This window comes from Pseudomonas sp. SID14000, assembly GCF_002165135.1.
Taxonomy (GTDB): Bacteria; Pseudomonadota; Gammaproteobacteria; order Pseudomonadales; family Pseudomonadaceae; genus Aquipseudomonas.
Map to the genome: position 1 here is coordinate 78,370 of NZ_NFZQ01000006.1, position 22,567 is coordinate 100,936.

Sequence of the window (22,567 nt, forward strand, 5' to 3'; positions counted from 1 at the left end):
TTCGCGGCTAAAGCCGCTCCCACAAGGTCCTGTACAGCCCTGGAAAACTGTGGGGGCCCTGTGGGAGCGGCTTTAGCCGCGAAAAGGCCGGTACAGGTTGAAACAAGAAAGCCCCGGCATTTCTGCCGGGGCTTTCTTTTACATCTTACAACTCAGCTTACGCCTGAACCACCGGGATCTTGGCGTTGGCTGCCGCTTCGCGGAACTCGGCGATCTGGTCGAAGCTCAGGTAGCGGTAAACGTCGGCAGCCATGCTGTCGATGTCTTTCGCGTACTGCATGTACTCTTCGACGGTCGGCAGCTTGCCGATGATCGAAGCGACAGCAGCCAGCTCGGCCGATGCCAGGTACACGTTGGTGGCGTCGCCCAGACGGTTCGGGAAGTTACGGGTCGAGGTGGAGACCACGGTCGAACCGGTCTGCACACGTGCCTGGTTACCCATGCACAGCGAGCAGCCTGGCATTTCCATGCGCGCACCGGCCTTGCCGTAGATGCCGTAGTAGCCTTCTTCGGTCAGCTGGTGAGCGTCCATCTTGGTTGGCGGAGCCAGCCACAGACGGGTCGGGATACCGCCCTTGACCTTGTCCAGCAGTTTGCCGGCAGCGCGGAAGTGACCGATGTTGGTCATGCACGAACCGATGAATACTTCGTCGATCTTCTCGCCCTGTACCGAAGACAGCAGGCGGGCATCGTCCGGGTCGTTCGGCGCGCAGAGCACAGGCTCTTTCACTTCGGCCAGGTCGATTTCGATGATTTCGGCATATTCGGCATCGGCGTCGGCCGACAGCAGCTCAGGCTTGGCCAGCCAGGCTTCCATGGCCTGGGCGCGGCGCTCCAGGGTGCGGGCATCGCCGTAGCCTTCGCCGATCATCCAGCGCAGCAGGGTGATGTTGGACTGCAGGTACTCGGCGATGGCCTTCTCTGGCAGCTTGATAGTGCAGCCGGCAGCGGAACGCTCGGCCGAGGCGTCGGACAGCTCGAAGGCTTGCTCGACGGTCAGATCGTTCAGGCCTTCGATCTCCAGGATGCGGCCGGAGAAGATGTTCTTCTTGCCCTTCTTCTCGACGGTCAGCAGGCCCTTCTGGATGGCGTAGTAAGGGATGGCGTGGACCAGGTCACGCAGGGTGATGCCTGGCTGCAGTTTGCCCTTGAAGCGCACCAGCACGGACTCTGGCATGTCCAGTGGCATGACGCCGGTGGCGGCGGCGAAGGCCACCAGGCCGGAACCGGCCGGGAACGAGATGCCGATCGGGAAGCGGGTGTGCGAGTCTCCACCGGTACCCACGGTGTCAGGCATCAGCATGCGGTTCAGCCAGCTGTGGATGATACCGTCGCCCGGGCGCAGCGACACGCCGCCACGGGTGCGGATGAAGTCTGGCAGGGTGTGGTGGGTGGTGACGTCGATTGGCTTCGGATAGGCCGCGGTGTGGCAGAACGACTGCATCACCAGGTCAGCGGAGAAGCCCAGGCACGCCAGGTCTTTCAGCTCGTCGCGGGTCATCGGGCCAGTGGTGTCCTGGGAACCGACGGTGGTCATCTTCGGCTCGCAGTAAGTACCTGGGCGCACGCCCTTGCCTTCCGGCAGGCCGCAGGCACGGCCGACCATTTTCTGTGCCAGGGTGAAGCCCTTGCCCGAATCGGCAGGCTGCTCTGGCTTCTTGAACAGTTCGGAAGTACCCAGGCCCAGCTCGGCGCGGGCTTTTTCGGTCAGGCCACGGCCGACGATCAGCGGGATGCGGCCGCCAGCGCGGACTTCATCCAGCAGCACTTCGGTTTTCAGCTCGAAAGAGGTGACCAGCTCGTCGCTACCGTGACGGCGCACTTCGCCCTTGAACGGGTAAACGTCGATGACGTCGCCCATGGCCAGGTTGGTGCAGTCGAATTCGATCGGCAGGGCGCCGGCGTCTTCCATGGTGTTGTAGAAGATCGGGGCGATCTTGGTGCCGAAGCAGAAGCCACCGGCGCGCTTGTTCGGTACGTACGGGATGTCGTCGCCGAAGAACCACAGCACCGAGTTGGTGGCGGATTTACGCGAGGAACCGGTACCGACCACGTCACCGACGTAGGCAACCGGGAAACCCTTGGCCTTGACGGCTTCGATCTGGGCCAATGGGCCGACCGAACCAGGCTGCTGCGGCTCGATGCCGTCGCGGGCCATTTTCAGCATGGCCAGGGCGTGCAGCGGGATGTCAGGGCGCGACCAGGCGTCCGGGGCAGGGGACAGGTCGTCGGTGTTGGTTTCGCCAGGCACCTTGAACACGGTCAGGGTGTATTTGTCGGCAATGGCCGGACGCGAGGTGAACCACTCGCCGGCAGCCCAGGATTCCAGCACGGCCTTGGCGTGAACGTTGCCGGCCTTGGCTTTTTCGGCCACATCGTGGAAGGCATCGAACATCAGCAGGGTGTGCTTGAGCTGTTCGGCCGCGACGGCGCCCAGTTCGGCGTCATCCAGCAGTGCGACCAGCGTTTCGATGTTGTAGCCGCCCTGCATGGTACCCAGCAGTTCGGTGGCGTGCTTGCGGTCGATCAGAGGCGACTTGGTTTCGCCCTTGGCGACGGCAGAGAGGAAAGCGGCCTTGACGTAGGCAGCTTCGTCGACCCCTGGTGGTACGCGGTGGGTGATCAGGTCTACGAGGAAGGCTTCTTCGCCGGCCGGCGGGTTTTTCAGCAGCTCGACCAGGCCTGCAGTTTGTTCGGCGTTCAGCGGCTGGGGCACGATGCCCAGGGCGGCACGCTCTTCGATGTGTTTGCGGTAGGCTTCAAGCACAGTTATTACCCTCATCAGTGGTCCCTAAAGGGAGTCCGGGACGCTCATCCAGCATTCAATGCACCCATGCGCTGCCACGGCTTTGTGGGCCGCCCAACCAGGGTCGCAAAGAATCCTTACAGAAGCTGCTTTCAAAGTTTTACGCCAGCAGAACGGGGAGCTGATGAGGGCTGGCACGGGCATGCGAGGGATGCATGGCCCGGGCCAACGCCGTTCTACCGGATGAACTGTGCTCGTGACGCTTTGAAAACAGCTTCCAACGGACATTGTTGCCTTTGAAAAGGCGGGATGATTCTACGGCAAAAAATGCCCGAAGGTAAGGCGGCGAAGATGACTTTAACGAGTGACCCTGGTTAGACAAAGGGCTAACATGAGCCCGTGTTCCACCGCCAAGCTGTTGTTTTTCATGTCCAACAAGTCCATCAAGACCCCTTGCGTCGGCCTGTGCTCCACGGTGTACGGAGACACGGTGTGCCGTGGCTGCAAGCGTTTTCACCATGAAGTGATCAACTGGAACGGCTACGACGATGCGCAAAAGCGCGCCGTGTGGCTGCGTCTGGAGCAGTTGCTGGTGCAGGTGATGATGGCCAAGGTGGAGGTGTTCGACAAAGGGCTGCTGCGCCAGCAACTGGAGCAGCGTTCCATTCGCTTTGTCGAGCAGCAGTCGGAATATTGCTGGGCGTACCAGCTGATTGCCCGCGGGGCGCGGATGATCCGTGACCTGGAAGCCTATGGCATGGTGCTGCTGCCGGAGTTTCGCGACTGGGAGCTGCCGCAGTTGCGCGACGCCATCGACCGGGAGTTCTTCTTGCTGTCCGAGGCGCATTACCAGCGCTACATCGCCCCGGCCTTCCTGCAGCAGGCTTTGGAGTAGGCCGTTTCCTGCTGATTCAGGATGGCATTGCTCGCGTAGTGTCCGGCGTTTCCCATGTTCAGGAAACGCCCATGAGTGACTATGTCTACCATCCGCAATTTTCTTTTCTGGCCCGCTGCTGGTGGCAGCTGAGCGATGAATTCCTGCACCCCGACCAGTGGGACGCTTCGACCGCCAAGCTTGCTCCCATGTGGCTGCATTATGGTGGGGCCGCGATTCACAACGACCACTGGTACAGGTATCTGCGGGCCGAGCCCGAGGGCTCCGGGCCATTGAGGCTGGAGCCGGGGAACTTCACCTCGTCCAGTCATGTTTATGGCGAGCTGTTCTGGTTTGGCGCCTATGTCAGCGGTTCGGACCGGACCGGGGCAACGCTGCGCTATGAAATGCGGCCCTATGACCGGAACTGGAAACCGCTGAACCGGATCGTCCACAGTAACTCGAGTACGCTGTCAGGCTATGCAGGCGTCAAGGACCAGCGCGAGGCGCCGGCCGGGCGCCAGCGTCTGACTGACCCGCAGCACCTGTGGAACTTGTCGGGTATCAACCACAAGGACATCAAGCGCGGGGCGCGGTTATGCAATGTTGTTCTGGTCAACGCCGCCGGGCAACGGGCCAGGCGCTTCTCCAACCAAGGGGCGAGGCTGATAAACACACTGACCGGCCAGCCAGGTCTGATGGCCCTGGAAGTACTGGACTACGCCCATGAAGCGCGTGAGGTCGCTTGGGGTTCGGGCCTGCAGCGTACGGGCAGTAGTTATGCGTTCAAGGCAGAGCACAGCTTCATCGCCCGTTTGTGGTGGCGGCCCGACCCGATACCAGCCGCCTCGACCGGCTCGACGGACGGCCTGCAGGGCCTGGTGGCAGCTCGCTTTGACGAGGGCTGGGAGTGGAACCCGAGGGCAAGGTTGAGTGTGGAGCAGACCGATGTTTTGAGCACGCGCTGGCGCGGCGATGAAACCCGCCCGGCATGCGAGCGTTTCTGGTTTGCTGCCTACATCGAGAACGGGGAGTATGCGTATGAGATCTGGCCGCTTGACGAGCGTGGTCGGCGCCTGAATTTCACGCTGCGCAAACAGCAGGGCTGGACCACAAGCCTGGCGCAGCGCTGGCAGTCGGATCGTGCGAAGGCGGATTTTCTCTGGCATCTGGACGGGTTGGACCCGGTTGCCCTGCAGGTGGGGGCAACAGTGACCAACGTGAAACTCAGGCACAGCAGTGGCCGAGTCATGAAGCTGGCCGATCGTAGCGAGCGCCGGCTGGGTACGGAGGAGCTGGGTGACGAAGGATCCCTGGCCGTGCAGGTGGTGGAAACCTCAGCCAGGTTCTAGGGGCGGGTGCAAGGGCGCTTGCACAGCGCCCCTGCCGGGGTTCAGTCGCCGCTGTACTCGCAGCCACTGGTGCAGGTCTCGTGGATGCGGACCTTCGACAGTTCCGGCAGCAGCGGCTTGACCTGGTCCCAGATCCACTTGGCGATCACTTCGCTGGTGGGGTTTTCCAGGCCCGGGATGTCGTTCAGGTAGTTGTGGTCCAGCTGCTCGTAGATCGGCTTGAAAATCGCCTTGATTTCGGCGAAGTCGCGGATCCAGCCGGTGTGCGGGTCCAGCGGGCCGGTCAGGTGCAGGCCGACCTTGAACGAGTGGCCGTGCAGGCGGCCGCATTTGTGCCCGGCAGGTACGTGTGGCAGGCGGTGGGCCGACTCGAATGTAAATTCTTTAAAAATTTCCACGCTGTCATAACTCTGTGTGAATCAAGAATGCGCGCAGTCTACCAGCATGGCCGCTACAAGGCTTGCAGCCGTTCATGCAACCGCCCGGTGGCAATCAGCTCCAGCAGTTCGTCGCCCAGCCGCTGGCTCTCGGCAATGGCCTTGTACCAGTAGCGCTTGCGGCCAGGCGCATCGCCCATGAAACGCTTGAAGTCGTTGCGGTCGGGCAGCTTGCCGTAGGGCAGCGCCGCCAGGTACTGCGGCGATGGCGCCATCAGCAGCACGTTCTGCAGGCGGGTGGCATCGCCCTTGCGCCAGGGCAGGGCCTTGTCGAACCAGCCGGGTACGACCTTGTCGGTGAAGTGCGGGTACAGCACCAGGTCATCGCCGCGGTAGGGCAGGTCGAGGTGGTAATCGAGCAGGCCGCCGTCGCGGTAGGTGCCTGCACCGGCGCCGGGGATGTCTTTTACGCCTTCCATGACCATGGGAATGGAACCCGAGGCGAGCAGGGCATGACGCAGGTTGGCCAGGTCCAGCGGCAGGCAGCGCGAGGGGAAGTCGGTCAGCGTGTCGAGCGGCGGTGCGGCGCGGTCGTCGTGCAGGATGATGCGCTCGAAGTGCCGGGCCAGGCGCGAACGGCCGAGCAGGTTGCTGGCAATCACCGAACCCAGGCCGAGGCCGAGGCGGCCGCGATGGTCGTGGGCGAGCTGGCCATGGCTCTTTACCACCAGTATGTTCAGGCGATAGTGCGGGTTGGCCAGCAGCTGGCCGTCGCGGCCTTGCAGCAGGTTATCGAGCATGTGTTGGCAGCTGCGGCTGATTTCGGCCGGGGTGACGCCCTTGGCGAAATCCTGCTCGGTGTACAGTTCGCCCAGGCGACGGATGCCGGCGACCGGGTCGTCGAGGCAGGCACTGGCGAAGCGCCAGGCGCCGATCGAGGCACCGATTAGCGCACGTTGGCGTGGTGCCGACGGTAGCCATTCACCGAACAGCGCCAGGTCCAGGCCCTGGATACCCAGCGGCTTCGGCCCGCCCGCCGCACCCGGCAGCACACCGACATCGGCCGCCTGCAGGCCGCGCTCGCGGACCTGCCGCAGGGCACGTTGGCCGGCCTTGAAGGTCAGGGCGGGGTATTTGATGTGAATGGCGCTCATGGCGGACCTCTTGGGCGGCAGGCGGGTCATTGTAAAGGTTTCAAGGCTTACACAGGACCTGCAGGAGCCCTGTGATGAACCTGTGAGAGCTGCGCTATCATGGCGCCAGTTGTTTTCAGGTTGAATTAAGGACCGGCGGGTAATCTTAACCCCATAGACAACTTGCACAGTTCTCAGGAGAGAAGAACGATGAAAACCTTGACTGCCCTGTTCACCGTCGCCGCCGCCCTTGCCCTGGGCGCCCATTCCGCCATCGCCAAGGACGTGCAGCCCGACGAAGTGGTCAAACTGGTCAACGCCAAGACCGTCAAGTCGCTGGACGAGCTCAAGGCAGCCGCCGTGGCCAAGCACCCGGGCGCCACCGTCACCGACTCGGAGCTTGAAGACGAGTACGGCCGTTATATCTACAAAGTCGAGCTGCGCGACACCCAGAACGTCGAATGGGACGTGGCGCTGGACGCCAAGACCGGTGAAGTGCTGAAGGACGAGCGGGACAACTGATGATCCACGTACCGCGGCCGGCGCGCTACCTCGCGCTGGCCCTGCTGGCCGTCTGTTCCCTGGCCGCCGGCCGCGACCTCGACCAGGACGAAGCTCTGGAACTACGCCAGAAGGGCATCATCCTGCCGCTCGAACACCTGCTGGAAACCGCCCTGGGGCGTCACCCCGGGGCGCGTCTGCTGGAGGCAGAGCTGGAAGAAGACGACGATCGCTACGCATACGAAGTCGAGTTGCTGACGGCTGAAGGCGTGGTGCGCGAGATCAAGCTCGACGCCAGTAGCGGTGCCCTGCTCAAAGACGAGGAAGACGACTGAATGCGCCTGTTGCTTGTCGAGGACAATGTGCCGCTGGCCGATGAACTGACCGCTGGCCTGCAGCGCCAGGGCTACGCCGTGGACTGGCTGGCCGACGGCCGCGACGCGGTGTACCAGGGCCAGAGCGAACCCTACGACCTGATCATTCTGGACCTTGGCCTGCCGGGCTTGCCGGGGCTGGAAGTGCTGGCCCAGTGGCGCGCTGCCGGTATGGTCACGCCGGTGTTGATCCTTACCGCCCGTGGCTCGTGGGCCGAGCGTATCGAAGGGCTGAAGGCCGGGGCGGATGACTACCTGAGCAAACCCTTCCACCCCGAAGAACTGCAACTGCGCATCCAGGCGTTGTTGCGCCGAGCCCGTGGCCTGGCCAACCAGCCGACGCTGGAAGCGGCTGGCCTGCAGCTGGACGAAAGCCGACAGTGCGTGAACCGTGATGGCGTGGATATCCAGCTGACCGCCGCGGAGTTCCGCCTGCTGCGCTACTTCATGCTGCATCCGCAGCAGATCCTGTCCAAGAGCCACCTGGCCGAACACCTCTACGACGGTGAAACCGAGCGCGACTCCAACGTGCTGGAGGTGCACGTCAATCACTTGCGGCGCAAGCTGGGCCGCAGCGTCATCGAGACCCGCCGCGGGCAAGGCTACATCTACGCCGGGAGCGCCGCGTGAAGTCGATCCAGGCGCGCCTGAGCCTGGGCCTGGTGGCGGTGCTGGTAGTGGTTGGCCTGGTGCTGGCGCAGCTGACCTTGTGGTTGTTCGAGGTCGGCCTGCAGCGCTACCTGGAAAACGGCTTGCGCAAGGAAAGCGAAAACCTGCTGGTGGCCCTTGTGCGCGGGCCTTCAGGCCTGCAGCTGGATGAGCGGCGAATTTCGGCTGCGTACCAGCGGCCGTTCTCCGGCTATTACTTCCGCATAGATTTCGATAAAGGTACCTGGCGTTCCCGCTCGCTGTGGGATCTGGACATGCCCAAACCCGCCGTGCCAGGCCTTTCCGACAGCCACGAACTCGGCCCGGAAGGCCAGCAGCTGCTGGCCCTGCGTGCCGATTACCGGCGCCTGGGCCAGGATATCTCTATCAGCGTGGCACAGGATTATTCGCCGGTCCGCGAAGGTTTCCGGCGCCTGCAGCAGATCGGCTTGGGCATGGGTTTGGTGGCGCTGATCCTGGTGCTGGTGTTGCAGCGCATCACCGTGACCCGCTCGCTGCGACCACTGGAACGGGCACGCCAGCAGATCGCCCAGTTGCAGCAGGGCCAGCGCTCGCAACTGGATGCCGAAGTGCCCAGCGAACTGGCGCCGCTGGTGGGGCAGATCAACCATTTGCTGAGCCATACCGAAGACAGCCTGCGCCGCTCGCGCAATGCCCTGGGCAACCTGGGCCATGCACTGAAGACGCCGCTGGCGGTGTTGCTGAGCCTGGCCTCCAGCGAGCGCCTGAGGGACCTGCCAGATGTTCGTGCGCAGATGCGCGAGCAGTTGGAGCAGATTCAGCAGCGCCTGGCGCGTGAGCTGAACCGTGCGCGTCTGGCGGGGGATGCGCTGCCCGGCGCGCAGTTCGACTGCGACGTAGAGCTGCCAGGGTTGCTGGGGACGCTGGGCATGATCCATGGCGAGGGCCTGCTGCTGGCCAGGGATGTGCCGCCCGGGCTGCTGCTGCCGTGGGACCGCGAGGACTTTCTGGAGCTGCTCGGCAACCTGCTGGACAACGCCTGCAAGTGGGCCGACAGCGAGGTACGGCTGGGTATTGCGCCGAATGCCGAGGGCTACCAGGTGTGGGTCGATGACGATGGCCCCGGTATCCCCGAGGGCCAGCGGCAACAGGTGCTGGAGCGCGGTTCGCGGCTGGACGAGCAGGTTGACGGGCACGGGCTGGGGCTGGGTATCGTGCGCGATATCGTTGAGGCTTGGGACGGGCGCCTGGCGCTGCTGGATAGCCCCCTGGGCGGCTTGCGGGTGAGCATCGACTTGCCGCGCAAGGCTCGGTAATACCGGGGCCCTGTGGGAGCGGGTTTACCCGCGAGCACCGGCGAAGCCGGTGCCATGCACCGTGTCGCATTCTTCGCGGGTGAACCCGCTCCCACAGGTTGCGCGGTGCGCTTGTGGAATTTGCTGGCCATATCACCACTGCAAAAAAATTGCAGTGCAGGCGCATTTTTTTGAATTAGCCCAATCCCACCCCGCCCGGCAAAATCCCCCCACGAAACCCTGCGGTTTCCATCTCTCCACGGACGGAGCCCCTTGTGCTATTGCAACCGCAATACGAGGCCCAGGCCAACTCGGATGGGCTTTCTTTTTAACCAGAAAAACCACAGATTCCTATTACCTACATGTCTGCCTCGCGTTCCGAAAGTCGTCTGCAGCGGCTGTTGCCAGCGCCCCTGAATATTCCCCCCAAAGAATGGTTGCGTGCCGGTATCGGCGCGCTGCTCGGCCTGTTCCTCGCCGGCTGGCTGACCAGCATGGCCTATGGCCCCGGCATCGCTTTGCACCTGCTCGGCCCGCTGGCGGCTTCGGCCGTACTGGTGTTCGCCGTGCACTCCGGCCCGCTGGCCCAGCCCTGGCCTGTGCTGGGCAGCTACGCAGTGGCCGGCGTGGTCGGCCTGGCCATGCGTCAGGGCTTCGGCCCGGAACTGTGGGTGGCTGCCGCCGCCCTGGGTATCTCGATCCTGATGATGTGCCTGCTGCGCTGCCTGCACCCACCGGGTGGCGGGGTGTCGGTGAGTGCGGTGCTGGCCGACTCGGGGCTGACCGCCATGGGCGACCACCTGTTGGAGCCAGTGCTGCTCAACGTACTGATCCTGGTAACGGTGGCGATCCTCTACAACCGCCTCACCGGTGTGCGCTACCCGAAAGGCGCGGTGCCGCGCAAGGACCTGCACCACACCCATGACCCGCTGCCCAGCGAGCGGGTCGGCATCCGTGGGGAAGACCTGGACCAGGCCCTGGAAGAACTGGGCGAGTTCGTCGACGTCACCCGTGACGAACTGGAACGCATCATCCTGGCCACCGAGCAACACGCGCTGCAGCGAAGCCTCGGCGGCATCACCGCAGCCTCGGTGATGTCCCGCGACGTGCAGTTCGCCACCCCCGACACCACCCTGGAGCAGGCCTGGAAAATGCTGGCCAACCACCACCTGAAAACCCTGCCGGTGCTGCAGCAGGGCAAGCTGGTGGGGATAGTCAGCCTCAGCGACCTGGTCGGCCCGGCCATGCAGCGTGGCCGCTTCAGTTGGCGCGGGTTGTTCGGCCGCAAGGCGGTGCGCATGGAGCAGGTGATGAGCCGTCGGGTAATCAGCGTCAGCAGCCAGCACCCCCTGGAGCGCTTGCTGCCATTGCTGTGCGAACAGGGCCTGCATTGCCTGCCGGTGCTCGATGCCGACCAGCTGGTGGGGGTGATCACCCAGACCGACCTGATCGCCGGCCTCAAGCGCCAGTTGCTCAGCAAGGCCGAGGTTTCAGATAACCGGGTCCCAGCGTTGTGACCAGTCGCTGGCGTCGGCGGCCACCAGCCTGCGCAGGATGGCGAAGGCCTGTTGCAGGGCTTCGCTGTCGCGTTTGCGCGGGTACACCAGGAAGGTCGGGTAGGTGAACTCTGGCGCCTGCGGTACCCGCTCGAACACCCCGCTGTCCAGATAGGCCTGCACCACCCGCGTACGGAAGTAGCCACTGCCGCCCTGGTCGAGTATGAACTGCAAGGCCAGCGGGCCCAGGTTGAAACTCAGCGCCGGGCGCGCGCAGTCGGGCAGGGCGGCATCGTGCTGGCGACGGAAGGCCTCGCCCCAGTCGATATAGATATACGGGTCTGGCTGGTCGACCCGGCGCACGCGGATCAGCTTCTCCTCCATCAACTGCTCCACCTGCAGGCCCGGGCCGTAGGTCGGCTGGTAGACCAGCGCGGCGTCCAGCAGGCCCATCTCGACCTTGCGCAGCAGCGATTCGCCGTCGCTCACCTCGCTGCGGATGGCATGGCTGGGCAGTTCGCGGTGCAGGGCACTGACCCAGTCGAGCAGCATCGGGTTGCCCAGGCTCACCTCGCCGCCCACGTGCAGCACTTGCTGGCAGCCTTCGGGCAGCGGCAGGTCGCGGCGCGCCGCTTCCCAGGTTTGCACCATCTGGTTGGCGTAACTGACGAATGCCTCGCCATCGCTGGTCAGGCTGGCGCCGTTGCGGCTGCGCACGAACAGCTGGCAGCCCAGTTGCTGCTCCAGGCGCTGCACCCGTGCGCTGATCGCGGTCTGTGACACGAACAGGCGTTCGGCGGCGGCGACCAGGCTGCCGCAACGCACGATTTCCAGAAAGGTACGGGCCTGATCGATGTCCATGAGCTGCTCGGTAGCTGAAGGGAGGCCTATTCTAGAAGCTTTGCACCGTTGTGGGGCGTTTTTGCATTGTCTGCAAATTTGCAGGTCGGTTGTGACTTTAGTCCCATGGCGGCGTGGGTGTAGCGGTCCATACTCAAGTTTCGCCCTTCAATAACAACAAGTACCGGGTTTCTTTCGATATGAGCTACCAGCACAGCTACGCCCATTCCATTTCCGACCCTGCCGCTTTCTGGGCGGAACAGGCCGCACACCTGGCCTGGCACCGCAAGCCTGCCCTCACGCTGCAAGGCAATGCCGACGGCACTCACCGCTGGTTTGCCGATGGTCGCCTGAACAGCTGCTACCTGGCCCTCGATCACCAGATCGAGCAGGGCCGTGGCGAGCAACTGGCGCTGATCTACGATTCGCCGGTGACCGGCGTACAACAGGCCTACACCTACCACCAGTTGCGTGACGAGGTGGCGCGCCTGGCCGGTTTGTTGCGCCAGTTGGGGGTGAACAAGGGCGATGGCGTGATCATCTACATGCCCATGGTGCCGCAGGCGGCCATGGCCATGCTGGCCTGCGCGCGCATTGGCGCAGTTCACTCGGTGGTGTTCGGTGGCTTTGCCGCCAACGAACTGGCCTTGCGTATCGATGATGCCCGGCCGACGCTGCTGCTGACGGCGTCCTGCGGGCTGGAGTTCGATCGGGTAATCGAATACAAGCCGCTGGTCGACCGTGCCCTGCAACTGGCCCGCCACCAGCCGCGCAACGTGCTGGTGCTGCAGCGGCCGCAGGCGCGTGCCCAGCTGCTGCCAGGCCGTGACCTGGACTGGCAGGCGGCATTGGCCAAAGCCGAACCGGTGGCACCGGTGGAGCTGGATGCGGGCGACCCGCTTTACATCATGTACACCTCTGGCACCACCGGCAAACCCAAGGGCATCGTGCGGGAAAACGGCGGCAATGCCGTGGCGCTGTGCTACGCCATGCGCCATATCTACGGCATGCAGGCCGGTGATGTGTGGTGGGGCATTTCCGACGTGGGCTGGGTGGTCGGCCATTCGCTGATCGTCTATGGGCCACTGATGAGCGGCTGCACCACGGTGTTCTACGAAGGCAAGCCGATCCGCACCCCGGACGCTTCAGCCTACTGGCGGGTGGTGGAGCAATACAAGGTCAACGCGTTGTTCTGCGCGCCCACCGCCATGCGCGCCATCCGCAAGGAAGACCCGGAGGGTGAGCTGATCCGCAAGCACGACCTGAGCTCGCTGCGCCAGTTGTTCCTGGCGGGCGAAAAACTGGATTCCAGCACCCACGAATGGCTGGAACGGGTCAGTGGCAAGCCGGTGCACGACCATTGGTGGCAGACCGAAACCGGCTGGCCGGTCACCGCGCCCTGCGTAGGGCTGGAAGGCAGCGCGGCGAAGCCGCGGTCGAGCAACCGGGCGGTGCCGGGCTACCACGTGCGCGTGCTGGATGACGAGGGCCACCTGCTGGGGCCGAACCACCAGGGCTCGATCGTTATCGCCCTGCCGTTGCCGCCCGGGTGCAGCCAGACGCTGTGGGGCGACCACGAGCGTTACCTGCAGGCTTACCTGCGTACCTACCCGGGGTATTACCACACCGGCGATGGCGGCTACCTGGACGATGATGGCTTCGTCTACATCATGGGGCGCACGGATGACGTGATCAACGTGTCCGGGCATCGGCTGTCCACCGGTGAGATGGAGGACCTGGTGGCGCGCCACCCGGCGGTGGCCGAGTGCGCGGTGATTGGCGTGCATGACGAGATCAAGGGGCAGGTGCCGTTGGCTCTGGTGGTGCTCAAGGATGGCGAGGGTATTGCCGAGTCGCAGTTGCTGGTAGACCTGGTGGGCAGCGTGCGCGAGGAAATTGGCGCGTTGGCGTGTTTCAACCGGGTGCGGCTGGTCAAGCGCTTACCCAAGACCCGCTCCGGGAAAATTCTGCGGGCGGTGCTACGCAAGATTGCCGACGGGCAGGACTATGTGCCGCCTTCGACCCTGGATGACCCGGCAGTGCTGGGGGAGATCGAGGCGGTGCTGGCGGATTTGCCCAGGGCTGGCTGAGGGTTTGACCTTGCCGGCCTCTTCGCGGGCGTGCCCGCGAAGAGGCCAGTCCAGGCAATGCAGTTCTAGGGGGCAACCTGATGCAGCTGCCCCAACCGGCTACGGGTACGCATCAGGTCGGCGAGCGGCCCACCCAGGCTTTCCTCCAGCGGCCGTTTGCCGATCACCATCACCTGCCTATCCTGGTCATACAGCACATCCACCAGGTTGACGAAGCGCTGCTGCGCGGCCAGTGAACATTCCGCCAGATCATCCAGCCCATCGACGATCCATTCATCGTACTCCCCGGCCAGCACCAGATAGTCGATGACCGCCGTGGCCTTCTCGCACAGGTCTTCAAAGGCAAATACCACCCGCCGGCCATCGATGGCCAGCGCGCGCAGCGGGCGCTTGTTCACTTCCAGCATCACTGGCTGTTCGTCCGGTACCCTCAGCGCCTGGCGCTGTGCCGCATTACCCGGCCATACATAGTGGCCTTGGGTGAAACGCTGATGCTGGCGGTTGGCTGGCAAGCTGCGAAAATCGGTGTCGCCAGCCACTTCGAGCACTTCCATCGAACTGTTGATCAGGCGGATCACTGGCAGGAAGCGCTCGTGGTACAGCGGGTTGGGCAGCAGCCCTTCGGGCGCATAGTTGGAGGTCACCAGCAAGAACACGCGGCGGGCGAACAGCGCGTTGAACAGGCGGGTGAGTAGCATGGCATCGCCAATGTCATGCACATGGAATTCGTCGAAGCACAGCACCTGGCAATCGCCCAGCAGTTCGTCGAGGGTCGCGCCCAGCGCGTCGTCCAGCGCTCGGTGGCGGTGCATGCCCTGGTGCAGGCGGGCAAAGAAGTCATGGAAGTGCAGGCGCCGCTTGGCCTGCACTGGCACGGCCTCAAAAAAGCCATCGAGTAGCCAGCTCTTGCCGCGGCCCACCGAGCCGTACAGGTACAGGCTGCGCGGCTGGCCCTGTTCGAGCTGCGCCAGTTGCTCGGCCATGCAGTGGATCACCCGGCGTTGGCCGTTGCTAAGCTGGTAACCGCGGCTGTTCGCCTTGTCCTCGAACCAGTCGAGCAGTTCGCGCTGGTTGGTGGCGGCGCCGCGCAAGCGTTGGCCAAGCTGGCGTAGCGGGGTAGGAATCCAGGCAGACAAAAGCAAAGCTCCTTGGCGATGGCGGGCAGCGTGCAGCTTGCCCAAGGGCGGCCATTTTGACTAATACAGAAAGTGCGCGGCAATTATCGCCTGACGAGATAGGTAGGCCATGCAGGCGTACAGTAAAGGCATGGAACCGTTGCGAGGAGGAGTGAGCATGCGCGCCGACTTTGATCTGGAGCGCTTCGTCGAGGCGCAGAACCGGGTGTATGACCAGGTAATGCAGGAGCTGCAGGCCGGGCGCAAGCGCAGCCACTGGATGTGGTACGTGTTCCCGCAGCTCGATGGCCTCGGCCACAGTGCCATGGCCGAACGTTATGCGCTGGCCGGAATCGACGAGGCCCGGGCCTACCTGGCTCATCCGCTGCTTGGCCCGCGCCTGGAAGCCTGCGTGACCGCACTGCTGCAGCACGGCGACAAGAGTGCCCGCGAAATCCTCGGTAGCCCCGACCATCTCAAGTTGCGCTCGTGCCTGACCCTGTTCGCCCGGGCAGCGCCTGACAACCCGTTGTTCCAGTTTGCGCTGGTGCAGTTCTACGACGGTGAGCCGGACGCCCTGACCTTGGCCATGTTGTCGGGTTAGCTCAGGGCTTGTGCTGAAGCTGGCGTTCGATCATGTACTTCACGGCCAGCCGGCGCTCCTTCAGGCGGCGCAGGTCCTCATCTTCGAAGTTGCCAGCCGAGATCGACTCGGCGGCCAGCACCTGGTTGTCGATGTCCATGTACTCGTCCAGCAGCCGGTCCAGCTCCTTGTCCTCCTGACGGCGTTGCTGGACGATTTCGCGCGGGTAGTGCAAGTCCTGGTAAAGATCGTGGGAAACAGGCATGGAGTCCTCCTTGGTCAATGCAGTTGGTTCATCTGATTGGAAGGGAGGAATGCGATTGTGTTGAAGCCAAGCGGGGGGAAAACGACGGATGGTCGCTGCGCCAACCGCGAAAATGACTAACTCGCTGTTTTTTGGTAATTTTTTTTCATCAGGGGGTTCACAGACCGAAAGTTTGTTGTTAAAGTGCCGCGCATTCCAAGACAACAACCCAGTTGTCACTCAGTTGGAATTGTCAGAGCAGCAAACGCTGCATCCGATACAGGGGCGTCGCCAAGCGGTAAGGCAGCAGGTTTTGATCCTGCCATGCGTTGGTTCGAATCCAGCCGCCCCTGCCATTTTCTTGTTTCAAACGTATATCGGTCCGGTGCTTGGAAAGACAAGCGCTGGGCTTTGTCGTTTCTGCCTTTTGCATCCATATGCAGCCCTTCCTTCCGCTTTATCACTAATACAAAAAAAGTGGCTTGATGCCAGCACTGTGATACCACCTCGCTGCTACGCTCAGATCAGCAGACATCGACAAGGATAATAAGGTGACGGAGCGTTCCCTGGCCGCCCTGTTGGGCCTCATGTTGAGCAGTGGTGCCATGGCGACGGACTTCCTGGTGGAGGTACGGGTGCTGGTGCAGCGCGGCTGCATGCTGGTCAGCCAGCCCCGCGATGCTGGTGCACAGGCGCTGGGGCGGATCGACATGGGCGCTGCTGCGCGGCTGGATGGCCCTGGCGCGCCGCTTAGCGGCGTTCTGTTGAGCCAGCGCCCGCCACGCCTGGAGTGCAATCCCGACACCCCGTACCAGGTCCGCGTCGACGGTGGTCAGCATGGCGGCGTCGGCGAGCTGCGTTTCCTGGCCAGCGACGATGACAAGGCCCGGCCCATCCCTTATCGCCTTTACCGCGACGCCGCCTGGCGCGAACCATTGGCGGTGAATGTGGCGCATTCGGCGCGGGTGCCGGACAGCGGCTCGGTCGAGCTGCCGCTGTATGCACGGATCGGCAAGCTGGCCTGGGTACCGCACGCAGGTATGTATGCCGACCTGCTCAAAGTCACCGTCACCTGGTAGGGATGCCAACATGCACAAGGACGCGACGCCATGAATCGCACCTCTATCCTGCTGCTTACCCTGGGCCCGCTGCTGGTGCCCGGCGGTGCCGCGCATGGCACCAGCACCGGTTTCATCCAGGCGCGGCTGGTAATCAGCGCGGCTTGCCAGGTCAGCAGCAACGAGACGCAACCGACAGTGGTGGGCAACCCGGGGGTGCTGGACTTCGGCGAGCGCGGTCCGCACTGGGACCAACCGCTGCGTAGCCAGGTCGATGATGTGAGGGGTGAGGGCAGCCTGCAGATCAGCTGCACGCCCGAAGTACGGGCGTTCAACGTGCGCATCAACGGTGGCCTGAATGGCAGTGACGGCATACGGCGCCTGAGTAACGGCCGCGAGCTGATCCCTTATCAGCTGGCGATCGACCCAGGCGGCAACAGCCGCTACGGCATCGGCCAGGCGCGTGCCTTCACCATCAGCAGTACCCGGCAGATACCGATCCCCATCTACGGTGTGGTAGTGGCGCAACCGCGCGCGCTGCCGGCCGGGCTGTACCGTGACACCCTCAGGGTGACCCTGGACTGGTAACGACGCAAGGAGACTTCGATGCGAATGAACCTTTCACGCTGCATCCTCGCCGGTCTGGGCCTGGCGCTGGCCTCCCAGACCCAGGCCGCCACGACCGGGACCATCGACTCAACGCTGACCTTGACCGCGGCGTGCCAGGTCAATGGCAGTTCAGGCACCTCGGGGGTTAGCTTTGGTGCCCTGGACTTCGGCACCAAGGACGCCCTGTTCACCACTGCCGACGCCCAGGTAATCGGCGGCGGAGGGGCGATGAGCATTCTCTGTTCGGCCGGCACGGTACCGGTGATCCGTGTCAGGGGCGGCCTCCACGATGGCCAGTCAGCCGGGGGCAACCGTGCGCTGGCGGATGGCGATGGAAACTTCGTGCCCTATGACTTCTATACCGATGCCGGGCACACGCAGCTGCTGGCTATCGACGACACCATCACCTTGCCAACCAGCAGTGGCGTGGCCCAGACCGTCAATCTGTATGGCCAGGCGCGCGGCAAGGAAGGCCTGCCGGCGGGGGTGTACACCGACACGGTGTCCGTCGAGTTGTCGTTCTGAACCATGCGCAGTTGGCTGGCGGGTGGCCTGAGCGGCCTCGGCGTGTTGCTGACCGCGCCCCTGGATGCGGCGACCACCAGCAGCTTCATGGTGACGGCGCAGATCGTCGCCGGGTGCCTGGTGGTGGGCGGTGTGAGCAGCTATGGGACGCTCGACTACGGCTCGCAATCGGCGCTGGCCACCGGGGTTCTCGCCACCTCGTTGGGCGGCACCACGGTGACCTTCCAGTGCACCCCGGGTGTGGCCTTGAGCATGAGCGTGGATGGCGGGCAGAACAGTGCCAGTGGCACACGCAACCTCAAGCGCACGGGCGGCACGCAGGTGCTGGCCTACCAGTTGTACCGGGATGCTGCCTACAGCCAGAGCCTGGGGATCGGCCAGAGCGTGGACGTGAGCTATACCGACCCGACGGCGATCAAGCTGCCGGTGTACGGGCGGGTCCAGCTGACCGGCACGCTGCAGGCAGGGACCTACACCGATGTGGTGCAAGTGACGGTGACCTGGTGAATACATCGGTACCAATGACCAGTATCCAAGGAGGGCTTCATGGGGGCAGGCGCGAAGTGGGCGCGTGGAATGATCGGAGCATTGTGGCTGGCGAGCGTGCCGGCCGGGGCGGCCACCTCGGTGCTGATCTGGCCGATCGACCCCGTGCTGGAGGCTGACCAGAAAGCCGGCGGACTGTGGCTGGAAAACCGCGGCACTGCACCGGCCAACCTGCAGGTGCGGGTGTTCGCCTGGCGCCAGGGTGACTACCAGGAACAGTACCAGGCGCAGCGCGAGATCATTGGCAGCCCGCCGGTGGCCAACATCGCTCCCGGGCAGAAGCAACTGATCCGCCTGACCCGCACCGGCCCTTCGCCAGTCGGCCAGGAGCAGGCCTACCGCATCATCATCGACGAGATCCCGCCCGCCATCCCGGCAGGCAAGGCCGAGCCCGGCACAACCGCGGCGATCCGCCTGCAGATGCGCTACTCGGTACCCCTGTTCGTCTACGGCGAAGGCCTGTGGGGCAAGGCCGACCCTGCGGGCAAGCGCAATGCCGAGGGCGTCGGCAAGCCGCAACTCAGTTGGCGCGCGGTGACCGTGCAGGGCAAGCCTTATGTGGAACTGCGCAATACCGGCCCGGTGCATGCACGCCTGACTGATGTGGTGGTGCAGCAGGGCAGCCAGAGCAAGCCACTGGCCGAGGGCCTGCTGGGCTATGTGCTACCGGGGGCCAGCATGCGCTGGCCGGCACCGCTGGCACCGAATGCCGGCAGTGTGCTGAAGGGGAGGGTGAACGGCCAGAGCAGTGCGGACGCCATCCGCCAAAGCCGATGAGCCTGCGCCTGAATGCCGCGCAGGGGCCTGGGAGGACCCGGCAATGGTTGGAAACCGTGTGTGGGGTGGCTGACGGCGACGGCGCACCGCTGGTGCCTGGGGCTGGCCCTGGTCGGCTCTGGCCTGGTGCTGGCCGACGACCTGCCGCCACCGCCCACCGAGCTGTCCGTCATCGCCGACGCCACGCTGTACCTCGAGCTGCTGGTGAACCAGATGCCCAAGGCTGAACTGGTGCCGGTGCAGCAGCGCGCCGGTCGGTTGTACCTGGACAGCGAGGTGTTGCGCGGGGCCGGTGTCTCGCTGCCGGGCAATCCCCAGGGCGAGGTGGTGCTGGAGACCATCGCGGGGCTGCACGCCGACTACGACAGCCAGAACCAGCGCCTGCTGCTGCAAGTGCCGCCGGCCTGGCTGCCCGACCAGCAACTGGGCGACCGCAACCTGTACCCGGCCAGCGATGCGCGCAGCAGTTTCGGCGCGTTGTTCAACTACGACCTGTACCTCAACGACACCGAAGACGGCGGCAGCTACCTGGCGGCCTGGAACGAACTGCGTCTGTTCGACAGCTGGGGTACGTTCTCCAGCACTGGCCAGTGGCGCCAGTCGTTCAATGGTGCGCCGGCCGACGACACGCGCCAGGGCTTCTTGCGTTACGACACCACCTGGCGCTTCACCGACGAGCAGCGCCTGCTGACCTACGAAGCCGGAGACCTGGTGACCGGCGCCTTGCCATGGACCAGCTCGGTGCGGGTCGGCGGTCTGCAATTGTCGCGCGATTTCGCTGCGCGACCCGACCTGGTCACCTACCCGTTACCGGCGTTCGCCGGCGAAGCGGCGGTACCGACCTCGCTGGACCTGTTCATCAATGGCTACAAGTCCAGCACCACCGAGTTGCAGCCGGGCCCCTACACATTGACCAACGTTCCGTTCATCAACGGCGCTGGGGAAGCGGTGGTGGTCACCACCGATGCCCTTGGCCGGCAGGTGTCGACCACCTTGCCGTTCTACGTCACCAGCAGCCTGCTGCAGCAGGGCCTTGCGGATTATTCGGTGGCGGCCGGTAGCCTGCGCCGTGACTACGGGGTGCGCGATTTTGCCTATGGCCCTGGGGTTGCCTCGGCCAGCCTGCGCTACGGGGTCAGCGACGTCTTCACCCTGGAGACCCATGCCGAAACCGCCGAATCGCTGATGCTGGGCGGCCTGGGCGGCAACATGCGCCTGGGCAACTTCGGCGTGCTCAACGCTGCCCTGGCGCAGAGCCGGTTCGATGGCGACAAGGGCCACCAGGTTACCCTCGGCTACCAGTACAACAGCCAGCGCATCGGCTTCAGCTACCAGCACCTGCAACGCTACGGCGACTACGCCGACCTGACCCGGGTCGACAGCCAGGACATACAGCTGAGCCAGCGTAGCGAACAGGTCACGTTGAGCCTGAACCTGAACGAATACGGCAGTATCGGCGCCGGCTACTTCGATGTGCGCGCCGGCGATGGCACGCGTACCCGGCTGATCAACCTGAGCTACAGCAGGCCGCTGTGGGGCAGCAGCAGCGTGTACCTGTCGGCCAACCGTGAAGTGGGAGACAGCCGGTGGGCGGTGCAGGCGCAACTGGTGATCCCGTTCGACCTGCATGGCACCCTGGCCCTGGGCATGGAGCGCAGCCAGGAAGGCGAGAGCCTGCAGCGGGTCAACTACAGCCGCGCGACGCCGGTGGGTGGTGGTGTCGGTTACAACCTGGGCTACGCCGCAGGTAGCGAGCGCGATGCTTACCACCAGGCCGATGTCACCTGGCGCCTGCAGTCGGTGCAGTTGCAGGCCGGTGTGTATGGCAGCAGTGGCGAGATGACCCGCTGGGCCGACGCCAGTGGCTCACTGGTGTGGATGGATGCCGGGCTGTTCGCTGCCAACCGCATCGACGATGCTTTCGTGGTGGTCAGCACCGGTGGCTACGCCGATGTGCCGGTGCGCTATGAAAACCAGGAGGTCGGCCGCACCGATGCCGACGGCCACCTGCTGGTGCCGTACGGCAGCGGTTACTACCGCGGCAAGTACGAGATCGACCCCATGGACCTGCCGCCGGACATCCTCGCGCCGGAAGTGGAACAGCGGGTGGCAGTGCGCCGGGGCAGCGGCTACTTGCTGGAGTTCCCGCTCAGGCGCGTGCTGGCGGCCAGTGTCGAACTGGTGGACGCTGACCGGCAGGCGCTCAAGCTGGGCAGCCGTGTCACCCATGCTGAAAGTGGTGGCCAGGCTGTAGTCGGTTGGGATGGCCTGGTGTACCTGGAGTACCTGACGCCGCATAACCGCCTGCAGGTGGAGCTGGAAGGGGGTGGGCATTGCCAGGTGGCGTTCGACCTGCCTGAAGCGCAAGGCTCGATCCCCTTGATCGGCCCGTTGGTGTGCAAATGACGGCCTGCTGGCGCGGGTTGTGGGCGGGGTTACTGTTACTGCCGGCAGGTTCGGCGTGGGCGCTGTGCTCGTCGGTCGCGACGTCGCCGGCAGCGTTCGGCAGCCTCAGCTCGCGGCAGGTACTCAACACGGTACAAAGCACCTCGACGCTGAACTCGGGGTTACAGTGCAGCGGTTCGCTGCTCACCCTGCTCAGCAGCGATGATCACTTCTACGCCACCATCCTGCCCGCGTCGGGCGGCCTGGTCGGTCCGACGGGCGACGTCATCCCCTACACGCTGTATGCCGACAACAGTACCAACTATCCGCTGACCCGTGGCCAGCCCTACGACTTCGCTCGCAACAGCATCATCGACCTGCTGGGGTTGCTCGGCAGCCCCACGCCCAAGACTGTGCCGATCTACATGCGCACCCAGATCGGCAGCAACGTCGCCGCCGGCCTGTACCAGGAAACCCTGACCGTGGCCTGGAGCTGGAACTACTGTGCCGGGATCGGCGTCGGTGGTTTTTGCGCGGGGCGTGACATCAATTCGGGTAGCCAAAGTTTGTACGTGAGCCTGATGGTGACCAACGACTGCCAGATCACCACACCCAGCATCAGCTTTGCCAGCGCGCCGGTGGTGGCGGGGTTCGGTACGGTGAGCCAGAGCCTGAGTGTGTCGTGCACCAAGGGCAGCAACTACACCGTGGGCCTGGATGACGGGCAGAATGTGGCCAACGGGCGACGGCGGATGAAGTCGGCGGCCAACAACTACCTGGCCTATGACATTTTCAAGAGCGCCGGCGCGGTGCGCTGGGGTTCGGTAGGGGCTGCGCGACGGGCCAGTGCCGATGCCGATGTAAACCCCGGCACGGGTACCGGCACCGGTAGCCAGGTGTTCAACTACAACGCCAAGGTCTACACCGACCAGGCTACACCGCCGGCGGCGACCTATACCGACAGTGTGATTCTGGATGTGCAGTTCTGAGTGCAGGGACCTTGTGGGAGCGGCGGTC

The 22,567-nt window shown here is 64.2% G+C and carries 22 protein-coding genes and 1 tRNA gene; 17 read left to right on the forward strand and 6 right to left on the reverse strand.

The annotated features are described in order from the left end of the window. Positions 1–157: 157 nt before the first annotated feature. Positions 158–2,767 carry a bifunctional aconitate hydratase 2/2-methylisocitrate dehydratase gene (gene acnB, locus CAY82_RS10590; protein ID WP_087501140.1) on the reverse strand — a complete coding sequence of 870 codons (2,610 nt, stop codon included), beginning with the start codon at positions 2,765–2,767 and terminating at the stop codon, positions 158–160. A 406-nt stretch (positions 2,768–3,173) separates the two neighbouring features. Between acnB and CAY82_RS10595 the strand changes: the two genes are divergently transcribed. Together CAY82_RS10595 and CAY82_RS10600 are read left to right on the forward strand one after the other, a co-directional pair. Further along, the gene (locus tag CAY82_RS10595; RefSeq protein ID WP_170931063.1) at positions 3,174–3,641 is read left to right on the forward strand and encodes a DUF1289 domain-containing protein; all 468 of its coding nucleotides are present in this window, start codon (positions 3,174–3,176) and stop codon (positions 3,639–3,641) included. 71 nt (positions 3,642–3,712) lie between these two features. Continuing rightward, entirely contained in the window at positions 3,713–4,972 is a 1,260-nt protein-coding gene (locus CAY82_RS10600) for a hypothetical protein (protein ID WP_087501142.1), read from the forward strand. 41 nt (positions 4,973–5,013) lie between these two features. Here the strand turns inward: CAY82_RS10600 and queD are convergent, their stop codons facing one another. After that, positions 5,014–5,370 (reverse strand): 6-carboxytetrahydropterin synthase QueD, encoded by a 357-nt coding sequence (gene queD / locus CAY82_RS10605; RefSeq protein ID WP_025338446.1) that lies wholly within the window; start codon positions 5,368–5,370, stop codon positions 5,014–5,016. Between the two features lie 53 nt (positions 5,371–5,423). Beyond that, positions 5,424–6,503 (reverse strand): patatin-like phospholipase family protein, encoded by a 1,080-nt coding sequence (locus CAY82_RS10610; RefSeq protein WP_087501143.1) that lies wholly within the window; start codon positions 6,501–6,503, stop codon positions 5,424–5,426. Between the two features lie 189 nt (positions 6,504–6,692). On the opposite strand from CAY82_RS10610, the gene CAY82_RS10615 reads away from it, so the two are divergent. From CAY82_RS10615 to CAY82_RS10640, 5 genes are all read left to right on the forward strand, one after another. Then, positions 6,693–7,004, forward strand: a complete 312-nt coding sequence (locus CAY82_RS10615; RefSeq protein WP_087501144.1) for a PepSY domain-containing protein — start codon at positions 6,693–6,695, stop codon at positions 7,002–7,004. Next, complete coding sequence (locus tag CAY82_RS10620; protein ID WP_087501145.1) at positions 7,004–7,318, forward strand: PepSY domain-containing protein; 315 nt, start codon at positions 7,004–7,006, stop codon at positions 7,316–7,318. The genes CAY82_RS10615 and CAY82_RS10620 overlap by 1 nt, the downstream gene beginning before the upstream one ends. Further along, positions 7,319–7,987, forward strand: coding sequence for a response regulator transcription factor (locus CAY82_RS10625; RefSeq protein ID WP_087501146.1), 669 nt, complete (start codon positions 7,319–7,321; stop codon positions 7,985–7,987). Next, positions 7,984–9,303, forward strand: a complete 1,320-nt coding sequence (locus CAY82_RS10630) for a sensor histidine kinase (RefSeq protein WP_087501147.1) — start codon at positions 7,984–7,986, stop codon at positions 9,301–9,303. The genes CAY82_RS10625 and CAY82_RS10630 overlap by 4 nt, the downstream gene beginning before the upstream one ends. A gap of 341 nt (positions 9,304–9,644) precedes the next feature. Continuing rightward, on the forward strand, positions 9,645–10,799 hold the full coding sequence (locus CAY82_RS10640) for an HPP family protein (RefSeq protein ID WP_087501148.1): 1,155 nt from the start codon (positions 9,645–9,647) through the stop codon (positions 10,797–10,799). On the opposite strand, the gene CAY82_RS10645 is transcribed toward CAY82_RS10640, so the two are convergent. After that, entirely contained in the window at positions 10,773–11,639 is an 867-nt protein-coding gene (locus tag CAY82_RS10645; RefSeq protein ID WP_087501149.1) for a LysR family transcriptional regulator, read from the reverse strand. The two genes, CAY82_RS10640 and CAY82_RS10645, sit on opposite strands and share 27 nt — an antisense overlap. Before the next feature lie 179 nt (positions 11,640–11,818). Here CAY82_RS10645 and CAY82_RS10650 point away from each other — a divergent pair, with 179 nt between their 5' ends. Then, complete coding sequence (locus tag CAY82_RS10650; RefSeq protein WP_087501150.1) at positions 11,819–13,708, forward strand: propionyl-CoA synthetase; 1,890 nt, start codon at positions 11,819–11,821, stop codon at positions 13,706–13,708. Positions 13,709–13,773: 65 nt separating this feature from the next. On the opposite strand, the gene zapE is transcribed toward CAY82_RS10650, so the two are convergent. Beyond that, positions 13,774–14,844 carry a cell division protein ZapE gene (gene zapE / locus CAY82_RS10655; protein ID WP_087501151.1) on the reverse strand — a complete coding sequence of 357 codons (1,071 nt, stop codon included), beginning with the start codon at positions 14,842–14,844 and terminating at the stop codon, positions 13,774–13,776. Positions 14,845–15,001: 157 nt separating this feature from the next. Between zapE and CAY82_RS10660 the strand changes: the two genes are divergently transcribed. Next, positions 15,002–15,427: a DUF1810 domain-containing protein gene (locus CAY82_RS10660; protein ID WP_087501152.1), complete on the forward strand. Its 426-nt coding sequence runs from the start codon at positions 15,002–15,004 to the stop codon at positions 15,425–15,427. Position 15,428: 1 nt separating this feature from the next. Here the strand turns inward: CAY82_RS10660 and CAY82_RS10665 are convergent, their stop codons facing one another. Continuing rightward, positions 15,429–15,671: a DUF465 domain-containing protein gene (locus CAY82_RS10665; RefSeq protein ID WP_063914043.1), complete on the reverse strand. Its 243-nt coding sequence runs from the start codon at positions 15,669–15,671 to the stop codon at positions 15,429–15,431. Positions 15,672–15,931: 260 nt separating this feature from the next. Between CAY82_RS10665 and CAY82_RS10670 the strand changes: the two genes are divergently transcribed. The 8 genes from CAY82_RS10670 (at position 15,932) to CAY82_RS10705 (ending at position 22,539) form a co-directional block, all read left to right on the forward strand. Continuing rightward, positions 15,932–16,006, forward strand: a tRNA-Gln gene (locus tag CAY82_RS10670). 195 nt (positions 16,007–16,201) lie between these two features. Then, positions 16,202–16,729, forward strand: a complete 528-nt coding sequence (locus tag CAY82_RS10675; protein WP_087501153.1) for a spore coat U domain-containing protein — start codon at positions 16,202–16,204, stop codon at positions 16,727–16,729. Positions 16,730–16,759: 30 nt separating this feature from the next. After that, a complete protein-coding gene (locus CAY82_RS10680) occupies positions 16,760–17,296 on the forward strand; it encodes a spore coat U domain-containing protein (protein ID WP_087501154.1) in 537 nt (178 codons plus the stop codon). An 18-nt stretch (positions 17,297–17,314) separates the two neighbouring features. Continuing rightward, the gene (locus CAY82_RS10685) at positions 17,315–17,842 is read left to right on the forward strand and encodes a spore coat U domain-containing protein (protein ID WP_087501155.1); all 528 of its coding nucleotides are present in this window, start codon (positions 17,315–17,317) and stop codon (positions 17,840–17,842) included. Between the two features lie 3 nt (positions 17,843–17,845). Then, positions 17,846–18,349: a spore coat U domain-containing protein gene (locus CAY82_RS10690; protein WP_087501156.1), complete on the forward strand. Its 504-nt coding sequence runs from the start codon at positions 17,846–17,848 to the stop codon at positions 18,347–18,349. Between the two features lie 39 nt (positions 18,350–18,388). Next, positions 18,389–19,165 (forward strand): molecular chaperone, encoded by a 777-nt coding sequence (locus tag CAY82_RS10695; protein WP_087501157.1) that lies wholly within the window; start codon positions 18,389–18,391, stop codon positions 19,163–19,165. 108 nt (positions 19,166–19,273) lie between these two features. Then, positions 19,274–21,571 carry a fimbria/pilus outer membrane usher protein gene (locus tag CAY82_RS10700; RefSeq protein WP_087501368.1) on the forward strand — a complete coding sequence of 766 codons (2,298 nt, stop codon included), beginning with the start codon at positions 19,274–19,276 and terminating at the stop codon, positions 21,569–21,571. Next, complete coding sequence (locus CAY82_RS10705; RefSeq protein WP_087501158.1) at positions 21,568–22,539, forward strand: spore coat U domain-containing protein; 972 nt, start codon at positions 21,568–21,570, stop codon at positions 22,537–22,539. Before CAY82_RS10700 ends, CAY82_RS10705 begins: the two co-directional genes overlap by 4 nt. Positions 22,540–22,567: the final 28 nt, after the last annotated feature.

Bases quoted from the DNA above. Each gene is read 5' to 3' on its own strand.
- CAY82_RS10595 (WP_170931063.1), top strand. From the start codon at position 3,174: ATGTCCAACAAGTCCATCAAGACCCCTTGCGTCGGCCTGTGCTCCACG.
- CAY82_RS10600 (WP_087501142.1), top strand. From the start codon at position 3,713: ATGAGTGACTATGTCTACCATCCGCAATTTTCTTTTCTGGCCCGCTGC.
- CAY82_RS10610 (WP_087501143.1), bottom strand. From the start codon at position 6,503: ATGAGCGCCATTCACATCAAATACCCCGCCCTGACCTTCAAGGCCGGC.
- CAY82_RS10615 (WP_087501144.1), top strand. From the start codon at position 6,693: ATGAAAACCTTGACTGCCCTGTTCACCGTCGCCGCCGCCCTTGCCCTG.
- CAY82_RS10620 (WP_087501145.1), top strand. From the start codon at position 7,004: ATGATCCACGTACCGCGGCCGGCGCGCTACCTCGCGCTGGCCCTGCTG.
- CAY82_RS10625 (WP_087501146.1), top strand. From the start codon at position 7,319: ATGCGCCTGTTGCTTGTCGAGGACAATGTGCCGCTGGCCGATGAACTG.
- CAY82_RS10640 (WP_087501148.1), top strand. From the start codon at position 9,645: ATGTCTGCCTCGCGTTCCGAAAGTCGTCTGCAGCGGCTGTTGCCAGCG.
- CAY82_RS10645 (WP_087501149.1), bottom strand. From the start codon at position 11,639: ATGGACATCGATCAGGCCCGTACCTTTCTGGAAATCGTGCGTTGCGGC.
- CAY82_RS10650 (WP_087501150.1), top strand. From the start codon at position 11,819: ATGAGCTACCAGCACAGCTACGCCCATTCCATTTCCGACCCTGCCGCT.
- CAY82_RS10660 (WP_087501152.1), top strand. From the start codon at position 15,002: ATGCGCGCCGACTTTGATCTGGAGCGCTTCGTCGAGGCGCAGAACCGG.
- CAY82_RS10665 (WP_063914043.1), bottom strand. From the start codon at position 15,671: ATGCCTGTTTCCCACGATCTTTACCAGGACTTGCACTACCCGCGCGAA.
- CAY82_RS10680 (WP_087501154.1), top strand. From the start codon at position 16,760: ATGAATCGCACCTCTATCCTGCTGCTTACCCTGGGCCCGCTGCTGGTG.
- CAY82_RS10685 (WP_087501155.1), top strand. From the start codon at position 17,315: ATGCGAATGAACCTTTCACGCTGCATCCTCGCCGGTCTGGGCCTGGCG.
- CAY82_RS10690 (WP_087501156.1), top strand. From the start codon at position 17,846: ATGCGCAGTTGGCTGGCGGGTGGCCTGAGCGGCCTCGGCGTGTTGCTG.
- CAY82_RS10695 (WP_087501157.1), top strand. From the start codon at position 18,389: ATGGGGGCAGGCGCGAAGTGGGCGCGTGGAATGATCGGAGCATTGTGG.
- CAY82_RS10705 (WP_087501158.1), top strand. From the start codon at position 21,568: ATGACGGCCTGCTGGCGCGGGTTGTGGGCGGGGTTACTGTTACTGCCG.